Below are 16,508 nucleotides of genomic sequence, written 5' to 3' on the forward strand. Positions count from 1 at the left end.
TATATTGGTAGTTCATATGATTATTGTGATTTTATAGATACACAGTTAGATGATTTTATACTAGAGTACGGAGAAAATGTAGTAGAATCTTGTTTGCATCAAGTAATGGTATTGGTAAGTAAGTATAATTAGATAGACATTATTTTCTAGAAAACCCTTTTTAGTTTTATCTACATTTAATAAATTGCTAATAAAAAACAATTGAAATATATTTATATCATTCAGAGTTTAATTTCTTGTTAAACAGAAATTAAAGTTTGTGTGAATTGTGCATTAGATTTATTAGAAGAACAAATAAAAATCAAAAATTAAATATACAAAAGTTTCAGGATGTAATAATTCTTTAATACTTTAGGAAAGCACCTTTATATAGATGCTTTTCATGTTTAAGTAAATTTATATGTAATTGTATTTTACTGTCTATTTTAAGCTAAGTCTGTGCACTTATTTCTATAAGTTTTCAATAATAAGTAAGCCTAAAAATAATACCACAATAGCTGTTACAATCAATGCCAATACATTAATAATTTTCATTGTCTTATGCTTAAATATTTTTGACAATAACATAAAAACAACTATTCCTATAATTCCTCCTAGTGTATTCCCTATCAAATCGGTTATATCACTTGCACCTATTGCAAATATATATTGAAGTGTTTCAAATACCAAACTAGTTATAAAAATAGGTACAATCTTTTTTATAAAGCTAAATTCTTCTTTTAGTATACACAAATATATGCCAAATGGTACAAATATAGCTACATTTAATATAATCTCTGATATATCTACTCTATTATTAACTATAAGTGAGCCAGCGAAAGGTACTAAGTTTATATTTCTAAGATTCATAGTTTCAAGTGATGAAATATCAAATTGCATCTTAAATAGTATTATCCATGTCAAAAGAATTATATACACTACAAACAACCCTTTTGTAATATTGTATTCTTTGGATTTCATTCATTACCACCTCATTGTTCTATTGTATTAATAACTTAATACAATAGTATATTAATTCAATTTATCTGTCAACTATTTCTGTTAAATTAATTTTAAGGTGTCTTGAGTAATGTTATTGATAGTTTATACATTAATAAATTTCAAAAAATAAGCACTCCTATAAAAGGGGTGTTTTTAATGTATATTTATGAAACATACAATATAATTATAACATTTCTTATGTTTTAGTATGATGCTTTTCGTTCGCTTTATTGTTACAACTTCTACTATAATTTTATATAATTTTTTTAACTAATAAAAAATTATTTTTGAAGTAGAATATATTAAAAAAGTGATAGAAATTATCTATCACCTTTTTGTCTAATATTTAAATTTAATTTATCTACTACTAAAATAAATCTAAATGCAATTTAAGAAATTAAATAGTTGAATAGTATATTAAAGCATAATGGTAAAGACAAAAATATAAAATTCTTTATAGTCATAAGTTTTATCTCATCATTTTTATTTTCTTCATTAAAGTAATTGTCTTGATAAAAGGTGGCTCTATTTTGATAACCTGTTTTTAATACCCCATTTTGAATTAATAGGAGTATAAAAAATATTGCTAATAAAATAAAGTTGTAATTTTTTTCTTTTAATATAAAATTAATTGTAATAACTATAAAACTATATAAAACATATAAAAAAATTTTCATAAAAAGCACCTAAATTCCATATTTATATTTTATGTTAAACCAAATCTAGTTCCTATAAAAACATCTACATAATCAGTCCAAGTGGCACTTGATACACTTCTCTTTACTGTTAAATGAGCCTGTGCATTTACTCCACCTGCTCCACTAGCATCATAGTAGTAATTAGAACTTGGAGAAAATGAATATGTAGAACCCATTTTTGGTGAATTCCATGTTGTAGAATTAAATTTTTCTATTCCAGAAGTACGATTACCTGTAGCATTAAGATATCTACTGTAACCAGAAATTGAACGTAGATATAGTTTTGTAGGAGTCATTTGTGGGTCTGACTTAGATATAACACCACCACTCACATTAGTTATTTTATAGCCAGGATATCCATCAGGCAAATTACGTTTATCATATGTCATTTTTACAAAATACTTTACATCTGCAAGTATTTCTTCCTGATATTTGTTAAGTATAGCTCTAGTTACTATTACAGTTGCGTCAAATGTTTCTGAATCTTTATTTTCAGCTATTTTTACAACATCTAATATTGTATCTTCTTCTGTTGATATTAAGTTTTTGATATCTTTACTGTTTAACATTACTTTACTCTTAGGGTCTTCATTTCTAGGTCTAATGTTGTGATTTGCTAAATCTATTATCCTTTGAGGAATTTTTTCAGGGGGGTCTTCATCAGCAAAAGTAAATGGTACACATACTTGAAAAATCATTAACACTGATATTACAAATGGTACAAGTTTTTTTAATTTCATAAGAACACCTCCTTGTTTATATAAATTATAATATAAATATTCAGAAATTTCAATCTATTTTTGTAGAATAGTTATATTTTTTGATATTTAATATATTATCATTAAATTTTATTACATATATTTGTAATATTTTAGATACTCTTTGTACTTATGTTACTGATATACTTTGATTAAGAAAATTAATCTAATTATAGGTTGGTGATTATATATAAAATCATATTATAAAGGAGGTCTCTACTATGAAAACTCAGAATATCTATCTTATGTTTCTTGGAATAGGAATTATAATAGCAACTACAATAATATCTTTAATTAAAGTTAAAATTGGTTTTTATAGTGAAAAATATTTTAATAAATTAGAATTAATATATGGAGATATAGATAGAAAAAGAAGCATTAAACTGGAAGTTCTTTATCGCTATGCAATAAGCCTTGAATACATAGCAATAGGCTTATTTACAAGAAGATTAGACATTACAATAATAGCAATGATATTAGCAGCTATTATAACAACAACCTTATATTATTTAATTAGAAAGAGGTATATAACTGTATAAACGATTTATAAAATACTAATAAAATTGATAATCAAAAGAAGGTAATAGGATTACCCTATCATCTTCTTTTGATTTGTCTAATGTTGTATGATTTCATACTGTTTTTGTCAACCAATATAACTAAATAGTTATGAGAAAATACTATAAAAAATTATTATAACGTTTAACAATCTCCATAATATTCAGTAAAATATAAAAGACTTTTCTTAGTGACTTTATAATTTCTCAAGTACGATTCTGTAGCTTTCTCAATTGGAGGTTTAGTTAATGTATAACATTTTGCATTTTCTTTTGACAACTTTTCTTTGTCTATTTTGTTATGCAACTCATCATCAACTATTCCTGTAGTAATAGCTTCTTTGAAATATCCATTAAAAAATACATGAGTCTTTAGTGCTAGTGCAGGCGTTGAATGTAATACTAGAAACATTGCAATAATAGATAATGCTGTTGTTAATACTAACTTTATCCTCTTCATAATTAATCTCCTCACATTAATAATATATCTCCAACTTATTATATAAGTTAACATATATCAATATTTTTTATACACAAGTATGGTAGTAACTAAAGTTAATTGCTACCTTCTAGTCTATTTCAAATAGTCTTTTAGATAGAATATTTCTTCGCTTTGATAATTCCATATATTTTTCCATGATATTACATATTTGAAATTTCCAATTATATCTTTTAATTCTTTATCATTAGCGTTTTCTAAGTATACTTCAAGGGTTTCAGTATGTTTTTTATTATATGTTACAATACTATCTCCCAACATCCTAACTTTTTCATTATCCCTCAGAAAATCGTAAAAACCATCTGAATTAAATTTTATATCTTTTATTAATATATTTGGTGATTTAACTTTAACTTGAATATCAACATGTTTTAAACGCTTAATATCTACATTTTTTGGTAAACCCTGTTCCTCTTTTTTTATTCTCTTATAATCCTCAGTAGTGATACCATTTATTTTAGCTGAAAAATTTATTGTAGGCTTTATAAATGTTGTAAGATATATACACAACATTAAGCATATTCCTACTAAAATATATCGTATTTTATATTTCATAGTATCATCCCCTTTGTTAGAATTTTTCTACATACAACTTATATCTATATTATAACTTATTTGTTAAGATATTTACTAAAATATAAGCATTAAATCTATAGTTTAGCTTTTATAAACTCTCTAGCCCTATCCATTATTAACCACACATCATCAGAATAAATCTCTGTAAATTTTTCTTTTGTCGTCTCGCTCTATTTTCATCTAAAATCGTTCGACAAATTGCTGATATAAGTTCTTAAATATGCTATAAATTAAAGTATAATAGACATTAATTTATAGAAGTATAAAATATGTTTCTAAATGATATATTTGATATTATTAAATTTAACAAAAAAAGCCCTATAGAGCAGTTGAATATTATTCAAGAAGAAGAAAAAACATACATAAAAGAAGCTGAAGAATATTATAAATGCAATTACAGATTTTATAATTCTCTTAAGGAGATGGTTTTACTGGAAAATATAAAAATAGAAAAAACACGCATCAAAACCATCTTAAATTCTAAAAATAATCCATCAAGTCCATTTGTAATTGCTCTTATTGCTGCATTTATATCAATTTTCTTTAGTCTATTTGCCAACAATATTATAAAAGATTTTTATATTGCTGGTGCTGTAATAGGAGTTTTTTTTAGTTCTTATTTATATCTAATATGTGAAGCTCAGCAAAAATGGGATAGTCGCCAAAAATTCTATATGAGTTCGCTGCAAGTATTAGATAATATGGAAAATAAAAAACTTAAAGAAAGAAAGTATAAAAAAAGAAAGTAGCAACTATCTCCAGTTGCTACCTTCTTAATCTATCTATCAATAAAATCTAATGCTTTATAAAGTGTATCAAATCTATCATTACCTTTTATCATAGTATATCTCTCTTTAGTTATAGAACCTATCTTATTACATGCTCCTCCGCCTACAACATATAGATTTTCTGTTTGACCTGGTATATAATCTTTTATATCACATATTAATATTTTTCCATCATTATAGCCCCAGCCGACTACTGTTGCAGGTATCTTGTCAACTTCTCCATCATAAACTATAGTGTGTTTATACATCTCTTTGGCTCCCTCATTTTTTATATTTTTATTCAATACACCTTCTACAATTAACTTGGCCATACCTTCATATCCAAGTTTCTTAGCCTTCTCATAATCTTCTTTATTATCACAAAAGAAACTTTCAATTAATATGGCTGTAGGTTTGGAACTATTTAAAATATATAATCCTTTATCTAATTTAGCACCTCTATTTTTAAATACTGCACCTAATTTATCGCATACTCTAAACCTTTATTGCTATAATATAGTACCTCTGAACCTTTTCCTTGACCATCACTTGCATTTAGATGTAGTTCTATGAGTAAGTCATATCCTCCACTATTAACTCTAGGTATTTTATACGACTTTTCTTCTGTTTTAGTTTTAAACTGCTTTTCGGGGCATATTATTACATCCACCTTATGCCCTTCTTTTCTGAATGTATCTGCTAATACTGGTGCAAAAGATTTATTATATTGATACTCGTTAACTACTCCATCAGCAGAAGTACATGCACCATTTTTTAAAATACTGTGTCCTACTGTAATACATATCTTCATTATTTATTTTCCTCCTTCAACTGTTTGTAAGTTTGATTTATACATACCCCAGCAAATTACTCCTTGTAAGACTGCATCAGCATTTAATCCTAGCATCCAAATAGAGAATCCTATTCCAAGTACTAATAACACTACTGGAATATACTTATTATCTAACTGTTTATACTTCTTACAACCTGCTCCTATAACATAAAGAGCAGCAACTAAAATTAGCAACTGCTCAGGTATGAAACTTATTAAATTATCCATTTATTTTCCTCCTAATTAAAATATTCCCCTCTGTATTGCAAATATAAAGAATCCTACAAGTGTTGTAATCATTGTCCCAATCAACTACTTTAGCATACTAGTAAGTGAGTTCAAGTTCTCACACAATGCTTTTAACTCTGCTTTAGACTCTATATTTGCTACTTTTAACTCATCTATTTCCTCATTATGTTTATTTATTGTTACCTCATGTCGTTTCAAATTGTCTTTGAAAAGTTCTTCATTCATGAAAACCTCCTAAATTGTAAATTTGCATTAAAAAAGGCTTAGAGATATTATCTAAGCCTTTTTATTTATAACAAGCAATAAAATATCCCTTAAATGGACTTTTCCCTGTTGTATAACTAGTACTCCCTGCTTCAAATCCTTTTTTATCTGCATTAATTTTAATATAAGCAGTGCTTCCATCAGGATTACTTTCTAGTTTTTGTCTTAATGGAGTATAATAACATTCTCTTTCATTCATTATCGAAAATATTGCTAGATGTTCGGGAACAGAAGGAAAAGTAAGCTTATATGGCTTTGCTTCTTCTCCTTCAAAAGAACCTCCTGTTATTTTGTATCTGATATTAACTTGTTGTTGTAAATCAGTTATAGTACCTTTAAACTCTGTAATATAATCAGCATACTCTTGAAATGTTTGTTCTGATATGGCAGGAGAGCCGATAGCAGTTGATAAAAGTACTTTTCCACTATCGGCTCCTTGAAAAGCCTCATCTGCCCTATCTATACATTCTTTCAATGCTCCTTCTACATTTTCACTTGTAAAATTATTCTCTGTATCTTCTATAGTTACATTCTTTGCTTCTAGTACAAGATTTCTAACTTTATTAACTAACTCTTTAAAAGTCAATAAAAAAAGAACCTATATCGTTGGTTCTACTGGTGTTTCTTCTTTATTTAATAAACCTGTTAACTCTAAATACTGTTCTTCTTCAATCCTGTTTACTGCATAAAATACATCAATCTTGTGCTGCAAATCCTCTTTAGTACTATAGTTCTTTTGTTCTATCATTAATTTTAATAAGTTATACATATTAATTCCTCCTAATGGAGATATGTTTTCATTTATTTTTATATTTGTACCTGTATAAGATTGGTTAGCTATTTCCTCTACTCCAACTACTTGGTCTTGCAATTTTATATTTTCTTTTACATTATTTATAGTAAGATTAGAAAAGTCCTGTATACCTTCATCTGTCAACATCATAGAAGCTACTATTGCCTTTATAGCATTGTATGAGACTGTCCCACCTAAATCAATCTTATCTAAATATTTGTCTATCTTAGTTTTTAGATTATTTAATACTGTTTCTTCACTAAAACTTTTACTAAATATAAAACTAGCTTTTACATTAATAAGTAATGTTTCGGGTGTTACGATCGTTACTAAAGCCCCGATAGGAGCTTTCCCATCTCTACTTTCTCCCTCTGACATATTTAAGTGGTATATATATTCTTGAACTTTATTTATCAACTCTTGTGTTGCTGCTTTTCTATTTTTGTCTAGTATTAATACTTTTACTGTCCCTGCCCAATTCCATTCGGGAACTACATAAGCATATCCAACCCCATCAACTTCTTTAGCCTATATTATATAATCTGAACTAGCTCCACTAAGTTTATCTTCTTGTTCTGCTACAAGAACTCTTTCTCTAAAATGTTCTTCGTCTTCTATATCTGTTCCACCCTTGAAACCTTCTTTATTAGTAACAGATTTAATCCCATTAATAGAACCTAATAGAACAGTTACAGTATTTTGAGATACATTTCCTATAGTTCCAATTTCTCTACATTCTGCTTTAATATCTACTGTTTCATTTTCTTCCATAGTTTTAGTTTCAAGAAGCTCAAACTCTATACTCTGCTTTTCATCAGTTGCAACAGTAGCCATCATAGTCCCTTTTGTAATTATAGTTCCTTGTACACCTGTAAATGTAATTGTTCCTATTGCTTTTGTAGGTTGATTTTTAAATACTCCTTGCATTCACCAAGCCACTCTAAATAAGTTCCTTAACTGGTTTGAAGGAATGCAATCTTTAAATTATTTTGCAGTCCTAATTGTTTTAATTCAGCTATCTGCTCTGCTGTAGGTCTTGTTGCATCATAAATAAAGTCCCCTTCTAGTGTGCTCACATCTTGAAAGTTACTTAATATTCTTTCGTGTATTGCTTCTTCATCTTCTGTCAAAAAACTGGTATAGGTAGTTCTCTTTCCATATAATCACCTACCTTTTTATGTTTCCATCTATAGTTATATTTTCATCATCTAGCGTTAATACATCAAATTCATATTCTACTAATCTACTATTCTCCAACCAGTTAAAATTAAATTCTCCTACTTCTTTTGTATTTATATCACTATAAAATATAGTGGTCAAAAAATGAATTTGTGTCTGTTTAGCTTACAGAACATTTTTTTCATCTTTTTTTACTCACTCAGTGGTATTCCACTTTTTTGAAAGTCTTTAATTTCTCTTGTTTATGTTATTCTCGTTTTGTCTTATATCTGCCTTCATATTCTCTTTACTTGCCACTTTCTTTACGCTTAAGTTAGTTTTGATAAAGTCAGTCTTTTCTCGCTTTCTTCCATTTTGTTTTGAATGGAATAGAGAAAAGCGTCATTATCATATACAGTTTAAAATGCTTATATTATCATAAAAAAACAAGTAGAATATTAATCTACTTGTTTGATAAGATCCACATCTTTATATATTTCATTTTATCTCTTCATTAACATATTTCTTAAGTAATGCACTTGAACTTTCGCCATCTTCATCTAAGCATTTTCTTGATCCAAATACCAAAAATGCGTCTTTAGCTCTAGATACAGCAACATTCATTAAGCTCGAATTTTTATTTATAAAAAAACAACCATCACTTGCACCATAAACTGTTGATAAGATTATAACTTTCCTTTCAGCTCCTTGAAATGTGTGAACTGTTCCTACATCAATATTTTTTGCATCATCATTTAAATAAATTTTTAATTTTTCTTTTAAAATTCTAACTTGAGCCTTAAAAGGTGTTATAATCGCTATTATCTCATTATTTTTTATGTTAACATTTTTTTCCTTATACAAATTGACTATTTGTTTATAATTAATTGATAACCACTTTGCTATTTCTTCTGCTTCTTTTGAATTCATTCTACTACATCCATTTTTATCAGAATTTTTAACCTCTATATTTTTATATCCCATATGTGGCAAGTTATATAATGGATAATTTTCATCTTTTTCTCCCAATCCCCTACAAGCTTTAAGTTTCCCATCATATACCAGCCTATTGCAATACTCTATTATTTCATTATAACATCGTCTATGTTCACTCAAAAAAAGTCCTTTATCATATTTATCATAATGACATGAATTAGCTGCAACTTTCATAACACTAGACTGTGAACAATTTTGACCAAATTCTATTAAGTTTTCGAATGTTATTTCTTCATTTAATACATTACTTCTAATCGCTAATGATTTATCTAAGGCATTGCTAATTCCCCAAACTGGTGGTATCTGCTTTTCATCTCCAACAACTACCGCTTTCTTAGCCAATGCAAAAGATGCTGCTGCAATTTCTGGTGAAACTTGCCCTGCTTCATCTACAATTAAAAAATCAATAAAATTATATAAGTAACTACTTATTTTTTCATTTGAATAATAAATTTTAAATTGCTTAGGCAACATAAAAAATGTCATTACCATACATGGCGAAATCATCGCTAACCTGCTATATAAAGATTTTATTATGTTCGCAAAGTTGTTACCTCGTTGTTTATCTGTAATATAATCTTCTTTTAATAACCATCTACATTCATAATAATGAACAGATAGCCAAAATTCAATATATCTAATTCTTGTATCTATATACTCATTTATTTTTTCTAAAGAACACTCTTCTAAGTCTTTATTAATATGTCTTATAAATTCATCTATATTTTCAGTATCTTTAGTATAATAAATATCACAATTATATTTTTTTAGGAATATAAAATATTCATTTACACGATTCCTTAGTTTTAATATATAATTCTTCTCATTCTTTTTACTTTCTATTGTTTTTCTATTGTACTTTATCTCTTGCTCTATTTTAAAATTATCACTATTAATCTCCTCTATTATTTCCCCATATTTTTCTATAATTTCATCTAAAGACATACAATTTCCTATAAACTCATATTCATCTGAATCTATATATATTTTTAATCTATTAATTAATTTCTCTCTGAATATATTAAATACGCTTAATAACCTAATGTACCATGGAATTTTCTTATATATCTTATTCCATTCATCTATCCTATTCCTATATTTATTTATTTGTTTATTATTTTCTATCTTTTTAGATTCCAATTCTTTTTCTTTACTAGAACAATTTAATATAGCTTGTTCTAAAATTTTTAAATATTCTACTACTGTATTTTCTTTTATAATACTTCTTATTTCATATAAATCTGATATAATCTTATTTTTTTCTTTATCAATTTCAATAAGTTCTGAATATATTAATTCTTTGCATTCAGATATACCATTAATTTTTTTATTGAAATATTTAGATACATTTTCTATCATCTTTTTTTCAGATTTCATAAGATTTTCATCCGAATCTATATTTAAAGCAAATCCATCTCCTCTATTACTAGTGTATTGATAACATCTTCTTTCTGCATCTTCTTTTTTACTATCTGATGGAAAGTATAAAGCAAAACTATTTACACCTTCAATCCAACGTTCTTCTAAATTTTTAATTCCTATTTTTGTAACATTTCCAAATGAGTCTATAATATTAGTAACAGCTTGATTATTAGTAGAAGAAGCCACGACTACAGGTGCTTTCTTTCCCTCTAATGCATTTTTCACATACATATCTGCTACAATTGATTGTAATAACGTTGTTTTCCCTGTTCCAGGTGGCCCACTTACTGCTAATAATTCCCCATCTTTTAATTCCGAAAAATGATTTACAGCCTCTCTTTGTGACTCTGCTAATGGGTATTCCCCTCCCATTTGTCCTTTATGTTCTATCATTTTTAAATATGAATCATTTGATATTAATTTTTTAGATTTTTCAATACATGGTAAAATAAACTTAGCATATAAAGGTTTACTTTCCTTATTTATTAATATATCATTATATAATTGTTCTATATTAAGTGTAGCATTTACCATATTATCTAAAATAATATATATATTATTTTCAAACATAATGTTTGAATCATCTTTTTTAATACAATTTTCATCAAAATTATATTTAGTTACTTCTTTATAAAATTCTTTTATGTAATTTATATATTCACTCCAACTTTTAAGTTTTTCCATCTTATCCGTAGTACTAGCTAAAAATTTATCTACATCATCTATATTTCCTAAACTTAGCTGTGACTCTACCATAGGTTCTAAAAATTCTCTGGGTATCCACGGCCATTTATCATATTTATCATTAATTTTCAATTCACCTTTATGACTTATAATTGCTGGTACATATAGTATTCCTGTAAGTTCCTCAATATTATTATTTACTTTTCTAGTATTTTCAAAATAAGTTCTAACAGTCTTTGGAACTATTATTACTTCTATATCATCATTATTATAACCTTTATTATTAGCACTCAACTTTTCAATTATATTTAGATTGATTAGTCCATTGTTAAATTCTTCTCTTGTAATAACTTCATACTTATCATCTGAATTTTTAAAGTCTATTATAGCTTGATTTTTTGCAATCAAAGCGCTTTTGAAATACTTAGTTATATTATTAATCATATTTTAACTCCCTACTTATTTGTTATATAAATATTATCTATTTTTTAGAAATACCTAAATACTTACTGTAATTAATATCTATATTTTAACATATAAAGAAATAAAAAACTATCAGACTCATATTCTGTTAGTTTTTTTACTTAAACTACTATTTACCTTTATATTAGTAAAACTTCAATAAATAATATTAATTATGTTATTTATAAATTAACATAATTATAAGAAATCTATTTTAACATAATAAAAATTCAATACAGGTTAACATTCTTTCAAATAATTTAATACATAAATCCTTATTTCCTAAATAACCATAAATTTTTATTAATTCATTAAAACCATCGTGTCCTCCGCCATTCTCTAGTAAATATTGCAGCATACTATTTTTAGACTTTGTATTTTTTAAAGCTGCTAGAACTGTCATCCAGAAATTATGGCTATTTCTTGAATAGAATAAACTGCTCGGATAATTATATCTTGTAAACATATCAATAATAGCATCAATATTTCCATTGATATCTACACATTTTTTAATAAAGACTTCATTTATCTCTAAGGTTTCAAGATAGTATTCTCTATCTAGTCCTTTTATAAATTCACATAACTCTTCTTCAGTATTAATAGAATTAATAATTTCAAAAATATCATAGTTTTCTTTTTCTAAAGGCTCAACTGAATATGAATATTCCTTTTCTTTTTCAACATCAATTTCTTTATTATATTTTTTACATAGTTCAATATAAATATCATATTCTTCTTTTTTAAGTTCTCTACTCCAACCAGCATATTCTAGTTCATCAATTTCATAACACGCTTTTTCAAATGAAAGCTTTTGTTCATATGATGAATAGAAATCACTTGCTGATATTTTTAAATATACTCCTATTTTATAGTAAAAACTTTCCCATTCTATCTTTTGATAATATCTATCAAAAGATGATATAATATTTTTTAAACAATCTTCTGTATATTTTAACCCATCAGTTATTAGCTTTTCAGATTCTTCTTTAGTCTTTAATACATCTTCCTTCAATTGTTCAATATTCTCATCAGATTTTTTATAAGTTTCCTATGTAAATTTAATATTCTTTTGGTCTTACTCACTTATTTTTTTTGAAATATCTGAGTTGTTTTGATTATAATCACCAATTAAATTATTAAATACAGATTGATTTTTAGTTATATAATCTATATGATTATACTTCTCTATCTCTCTATTAAATTTAGCTAAAGGTTCCTATTTTTCCATAAATGATTTTTTTAAACCTTCTTTTGTATCTGCTTCTGTTCCTTTTATAAACTCTCTAATCCCACTCCTATACATAATATTTTCATTCTTAAGTATTTCTTTTTTAGTTTCTATATTTTTATCTAGTGAAATACTTTTATCACTAATTGACTTATCACTTGAGTTTACTAACGTAGTAAACACATTAGATAATGAATCTTTTATATTAGCCATCAATCCTTTATCTTCATTAGTTAATTCATTTATTAAGTTGTTTATTAGATTCTTATTTAACTTTTTAATTTTATTTATGTTGAATTTATTTTCACTATGTTCCGAAATTTCTCTAACTAAGTTTTCTCTTATAGAATTAATCTGATCTATATAAGATTTTTTATATTTTCATCTGCATAACTTATTTCAAAGTAATGTTTAGTAGTATCTAATAAATATCCTTCTGGAGCTTTCTTTTCAATCCAATAATACTTACCAAGATATAAATTTTCTACTTTTGCCTTTCCACCTTTAATCGTTACTGTTTTAACTAACTCATCATTATTTGATTTTCTTAGTTCATAAACCGCACCATCAAGTTTTGCATTTTCTTGAGGTATTGATCCAGTTTTTTCATCTTCTTTAATTAATATTGCTTTTCCTTTTTGTTCTATATCTTTATGACTAATAGATACTGATGTTACTTCTACAGTTTGTCCAGCATATTTTAATTCAAATGGTATCTTTTCTTTATTTATTAAATATCCCTCTAGTGCTTTTTCTTCAAGTGCATAATACTTTCCAAGCTTTATATTTTCTGATGTTGCCTTCCCGAATTTATCTGTGGTTATAGTAGTTATCTTTTCATCATTTTCATTATAAATTCCATAAATTGCTCCTTCTAATTTATAACTATCATTAGACATTTCTACTCCAAAATCTTTTCCACTCTTACTAAGTATTACTTTACCTAACTGTTCTTTATTTTTTAATGAAACTTCTATAGTTTTATTTGCTTCAATAACAACTTTTTTAATTTCACCTTTATTAAAATATCCATTTGGTGCTGTCACTTCTGATATTCTTACAGTTGTTCCTTCTGGTATATCTTCTATACTTGCAATTCCATTAGAATCCGTTATAATATCTTTGCTCTTACCATCATACTCAAATCTAAGTTTTGCATTTGCTAATGCCTTTCCTGTATCTTCATCAATCTTTTTTACTTTAATAGTTCCTGACTTTATTACATTTATATTTAATCTCGCACTCATTGAATTTTCCATATGAAATTCTGCTAAACTTTGATAATCTGGCTTACGATAAACTATTGATGTTCCTACTTCATTTTTAGGAATTTTTCTATAACTAATAACTCCAGAAGTGGATTTTTTATTTGATGTAATTTTCAAAGTATTTTCTTCAATTACTATGTCTGTTCCAGTATTATTTGATTCTAATTTCATTTTTCTAATAATACCATTTTTATCTTGTAATTCAATTGTTTCTCCACTTTTAACTGCAACTTTTTCATTATTCCATGAAGGTAATATATTATGTCTATTTACTGTTTCAAGTATTTCAGCTTTTCTTTTATGATAATTTGGAAGTGTTGTAGATATAAATTTATCTCCTAACTCCTCCCATATAATTATTTGAGTTAATGTATAATTATATTTTGATCGATTTGTATCTGTATATCCATAGTAAGCTATCTTAGATAATATATCTTTCTTTGAATTTATATACTCCTCCGACACATATCTTCCTCCGCTTGCTGTTTTAATTCCTGGATCTACACAAAATACAATTTTATTATCCATTTTCATACGATAAATATTATGATTAATTTTTCTTCCTGTAATTGGACTAATACCTTTATAATCATATCCTGTGCTTTCACTCATATCTAGCTTGCTAGCATAAGCATAAGTTCCTGACATAAATACAGTAGTTATTATCGTTATAAAAGCCATAATAAAACTTACAATCTTTTTAGGTACTTTTGTTTTTTTCTTCATTCAATTTCATCCTTTCTTTAATATATTTTCATATAAAAAATAGACATCGAATATATAAATTCAATGTCTATTTCTATACTTAAAAATTATATTTTAATTTTATTTTTTGTATCTCCACACTCTATATCTACAACTACAGATACATCGAAATACTGTTTGACCTTTTTATTCTTAAAATTTTCTATATTTCTTTCAAACACCATATGTCTGTTAAAGTGTTTAAAATACAGGATTTCAAGCCTTACTTTCGACATAACAACACTACAGTCTCTACATGTGGAGTTTCTTGAAACGTTTAAACTATTGCATATTTCTTGAAACTATCTAACCTATTTTATTTTTACAGTAATTGAAACTACTGCACTATATAACACTATATTAAACTTTTTAATAAAAAACAAGTTATTTTGAAACGGTGGCAAAATGGTGGCAAAACATAATTTGTCACCATTTTTTATTCCTCATCTTTTAAATTTCTAAACTCTTCTTCCAACTTATCTAATTTATCATAATCTAATTCTTCATCATCCTTATGTAATGCTGAAATTAAACTCTTAACTGAATTTTTATGTATATTTTTTATAAATTCTCTTGTTTCAAATCTCTGATATTGTTTTTCTTTTACTAACACATTATAATGTGTATGTTTGTCGATTTTCTCTGTTTCTAAAAATTCTCTTCTTTGTAATCTTTTTAATACTGTAAATGTAGTAGTATCTTTCCATTTATATTTTTGTTCCATAGCTTCAACAATTTCTCTTGATGTTAATATTCTATCTGATTCCCAAATATATCTCATAACTTTTAACTCTGCTTCTGGTAATTTACTAATTTTCATATTATATACCCCTCCATTACCAACTTATGTATAAATAAATTCTATCTCAATAAAGTTTTCAAAACAAGAGAATTTAGCCAAATACTCTCATCCAAAATTTACCATATTATTCTTTTAAGTTTTTATAATACTCTTCTAGTGAATCTAACTTTTCTTTACTTACGGTTTTATGTGTAGTAGTAAGTGAACGCATTATTTTTCTACTTTTACTAGATTTTAGTACCTTTTTCTTAAAAGCATAATATTCTTCATTATCTATTATTATTTTATAATGAGATTGAAACTTTATAATATCCCTAGCCAAATAACCTTTGTCAACCAATCTTTTTAGTAGTGTTTTTATTGTACTTTTATGCCATCCATACATCTGCTTTATATCTTTTACAATTTCTTTTTTAGACATTTTAGAATCTTTTTTCCATAAATACTCCATTACTATTAGTTCGGCTCTTAATAATCTTTCTATTAACATTTCTTCTTCCATCTTAATGTCGCTCCCTCATTCAGTCTAACTTAAACTAATAATAGAAGCTTTTTAATACAAAAACTACAAGGAAAATTTACCATATATTCTACTTATTTAGTTTGTTTTTATATATAAAAAATACTATTCATATCTATAAACTTATTCAATTTTCAAACACATATGTTGAATAATAACTAATTACATTGTATTATTAAATTGTAGAATAAAACTAAATAGGCAAAACTAGAGAAATTTAGTGACGCAAAGCTATAGGGACTAAGACTTG

Annotated in this window: 15 protein-coding genes, 4 pseudogenes and 1 riboswitch; of the genes and pseudogenes, 2 read left to right on the plus strand and 17 right to left on the minus strand. The window is 26.0% G+C overall.

Going from position 1 to position 16,508, the window contains the following annotated elements; genetic code table 11:
- Positions 1-450: 450 nt before the first annotated feature.
- The gene (locus tag IC219_RS20640; protein WP_227831735.1) at positions 451-960 is read right to left on the minus strand and encodes a VanZ family protein; all 510 of its coding nucleotides are present in this window, start codon (positions 958-960) and stop codon (positions 451-453) included.
- Positions 961-1,687: 727 nt separating this feature from the next.
- Entirely contained in the window at positions 1,688-2,419 is a 732-nt protein-coding gene (locus IC219_RS20645) for a hypothetical protein (protein ID WP_074178328.1), read from the minus strand.
- 239 nt (positions 2,420-2,658) lie between these two features.
- Between IC219_RS20645 and IC219_RS20650 the strand changes: the two genes are divergently transcribed.
- Positions 2,659-2,976, plus strand: coding sequence for a hypothetical protein (locus IC219_RS20650; protein WP_227831736.1), 318 nt, complete (start codon positions 2,659-2,661; stop codon positions 2,974-2,976).
- Between the two features lie 163 nt (positions 2,977-3,139).
- Here IC219_RS20650 and IC219_RS20655 read toward each other — a convergent pair whose 3' ends face one another.
- The gene (locus IC219_RS20655) at positions 3,140-3,454 is read right to left on the minus strand and encodes a hypothetical protein (protein WP_227831737.1); all 315 of its coding nucleotides are present in this window, start codon (positions 3,452-3,454) and stop codon (positions 3,140-3,142) included.
- A 114-nt stretch (positions 3,455-3,568) separates the two neighbouring features.
- The gene (locus IC219_RS20660) at positions 3,569-4,048 is read right to left on the minus strand and encodes a hypothetical protein (protein ID WP_227831738.1); all 480 of its coding nucleotides are present in this window, start codon (positions 4,046-4,048) and stop codon (positions 3,569-3,571) included.
- Between the two features lie 290 nt (positions 4,049-4,338).
- Here IC219_RS20660 and IC219_RS20665 point away from each other — a divergent pair, with 290 nt between their 5' ends.
- A complete protein-coding gene (locus IC219_RS20665) occupies positions 4,339-4,818 on the plus strand; it encodes a hypothetical protein (protein WP_227831739.1) in 480 nt (159 codons plus the stop codon).
- A 29-nt stretch (positions 4,819-4,847) separates the two neighbouring features.
- On the opposite strand, the pseudogene IC219_RS20670 reads toward IC219_RS20665, so the two are convergent.
- From IC219_RS20670 to IC219_RS20730, 13 genes and pseudogenes are all read right to left on the minus strand, one after another.
- Positions 4,848-5,647: pseudogene (locus IC219_RS20670) on the minus strand (N-acetylmuramoyl-L-alanine amidase).
- A pseudogene (locus IC219_RS20675) lies at positions 5,647-5,896 on the minus strand (phage holin family protein). Before IC219_RS20675 ends, IC219_RS20670 begins: the two co-directional pseudogenes overlap by 1 nt.
- 15 nt (positions 5,897-5,911) lie before the next feature.
- Positions 5,912-6,142, minus strand: a pseudogene (locus IC219_RS20680) (hemolysin XhlA family protein).
- Between the two features lie 61 nt (positions 6,143-6,203).
- Positions 6,204-6,767 carry a hypothetical protein gene (locus tag IC219_RS20685; protein WP_227831740.1) on the minus strand — a complete coding sequence of 188 codons (564 nt, stop codon included), beginning with the start codon at positions 6,765-6,767 and terminating at the stop codon, positions 6,204-6,206.
- Between the two features lie 12 nt (positions 6,768-6,779).
- A pseudogene (locus tag IC219_RS20690) lies at positions 6,780-7,901 on the minus strand (baseplate J/gp47 family protein).
- A 240-nt stretch (positions 7,902-8,141) separates the two neighbouring features.
- On the minus strand, positions 8,142-8,294 hold the full coding sequence (locus IC219_RS20695) for a hypothetical protein (RefSeq protein WP_227831666.1): 153 nt from the start codon (positions 8,292-8,294) through the stop codon (positions 8,142-8,144).
- Between the two features lie 336 nt (positions 8,295-8,630).
- The gene (locus IC219_RS20700) at positions 8,631-11,678 is read right to left on the minus strand and encodes an AAA domain-containing protein (RefSeq protein ID WP_227831667.1); all 3,048 of its coding nucleotides are present in this window, start codon (positions 11,676-11,678) and stop codon (positions 8,631-8,633) included.
- 232 nt (positions 11,679-11,910) lie between these two features.
- Complete coding sequence (locus tag IC219_RS20705) at positions 11,911-12,708, minus strand: hypothetical protein (RefSeq protein WP_227831668.1); 798 nt, start codon at positions 12,706-12,708, stop codon at positions 11,911-11,913.
- A gap of 204 nt (positions 12,709-12,912) precedes the next feature.
- Positions 12,913-13,137: a hypothetical protein gene (locus IC219_RS20710; RefSeq protein WP_227831669.1), complete on the minus strand. Its 225-nt coding sequence runs from the start codon at positions 13,135-13,137 to the stop codon at positions 12,913-12,915.
- A gap of 146 nt (positions 13,138-13,283) precedes the next feature.
- Positions 13,284-14,918 (minus strand): SpaA isopeptide-forming pilin-related protein, encoded by a 1,635-nt coding sequence (locus tag IC219_RS20715; protein ID WP_227831670.1) that lies wholly within the window; start codon positions 14,916-14,918, stop codon positions 13,284-13,286.
- Between the two features lie 86 nt (positions 14,919-15,004).
- Positions 15,005-15,172, minus strand: a complete 168-nt coding sequence (locus IC219_RS20720) for a hypothetical protein (RefSeq protein ID WP_227831671.1) — start codon at positions 15,170-15,172, stop codon at positions 15,005-15,007.
- 200 nt (positions 15,173-15,372) lie between these two features.
- Positions 15,373-15,756 (minus strand): BlaI/MecI/CopY family transcriptional regulator, encoded by a 384-nt coding sequence (locus IC219_RS20725; protein WP_227831672.1) that lies wholly within the window; start codon positions 15,754-15,756, stop codon positions 15,373-15,375.
- Positions 15,757-15,862: 106 nt separating this feature from the next.
- Positions 15,863-16,240: a BlaI/MecI/CopY family transcriptional regulator gene (locus IC219_RS20730; protein ID WP_227831673.1), complete on the minus strand. Its 378-nt coding sequence runs from the start codon at positions 16,238-16,240 to the stop codon at positions 15,863-15,865.
- A 208-nt stretch (positions 16,241-16,448) separates the two neighbouring features.
- Positions 16,449-16,508: riboswitch (cyclic di-GMP riboswitch) on the plus strand. This riboswitch is flagged as partial in the annotation.

The organism is Clostridioides sp. ES-W-0018-02 (assembly GCF_020658175.1).
Lineage (GTDB): Bacteria > Bacillota > Clostridia > Peptostreptococcales > Peptostreptococcaceae > Clostridioides.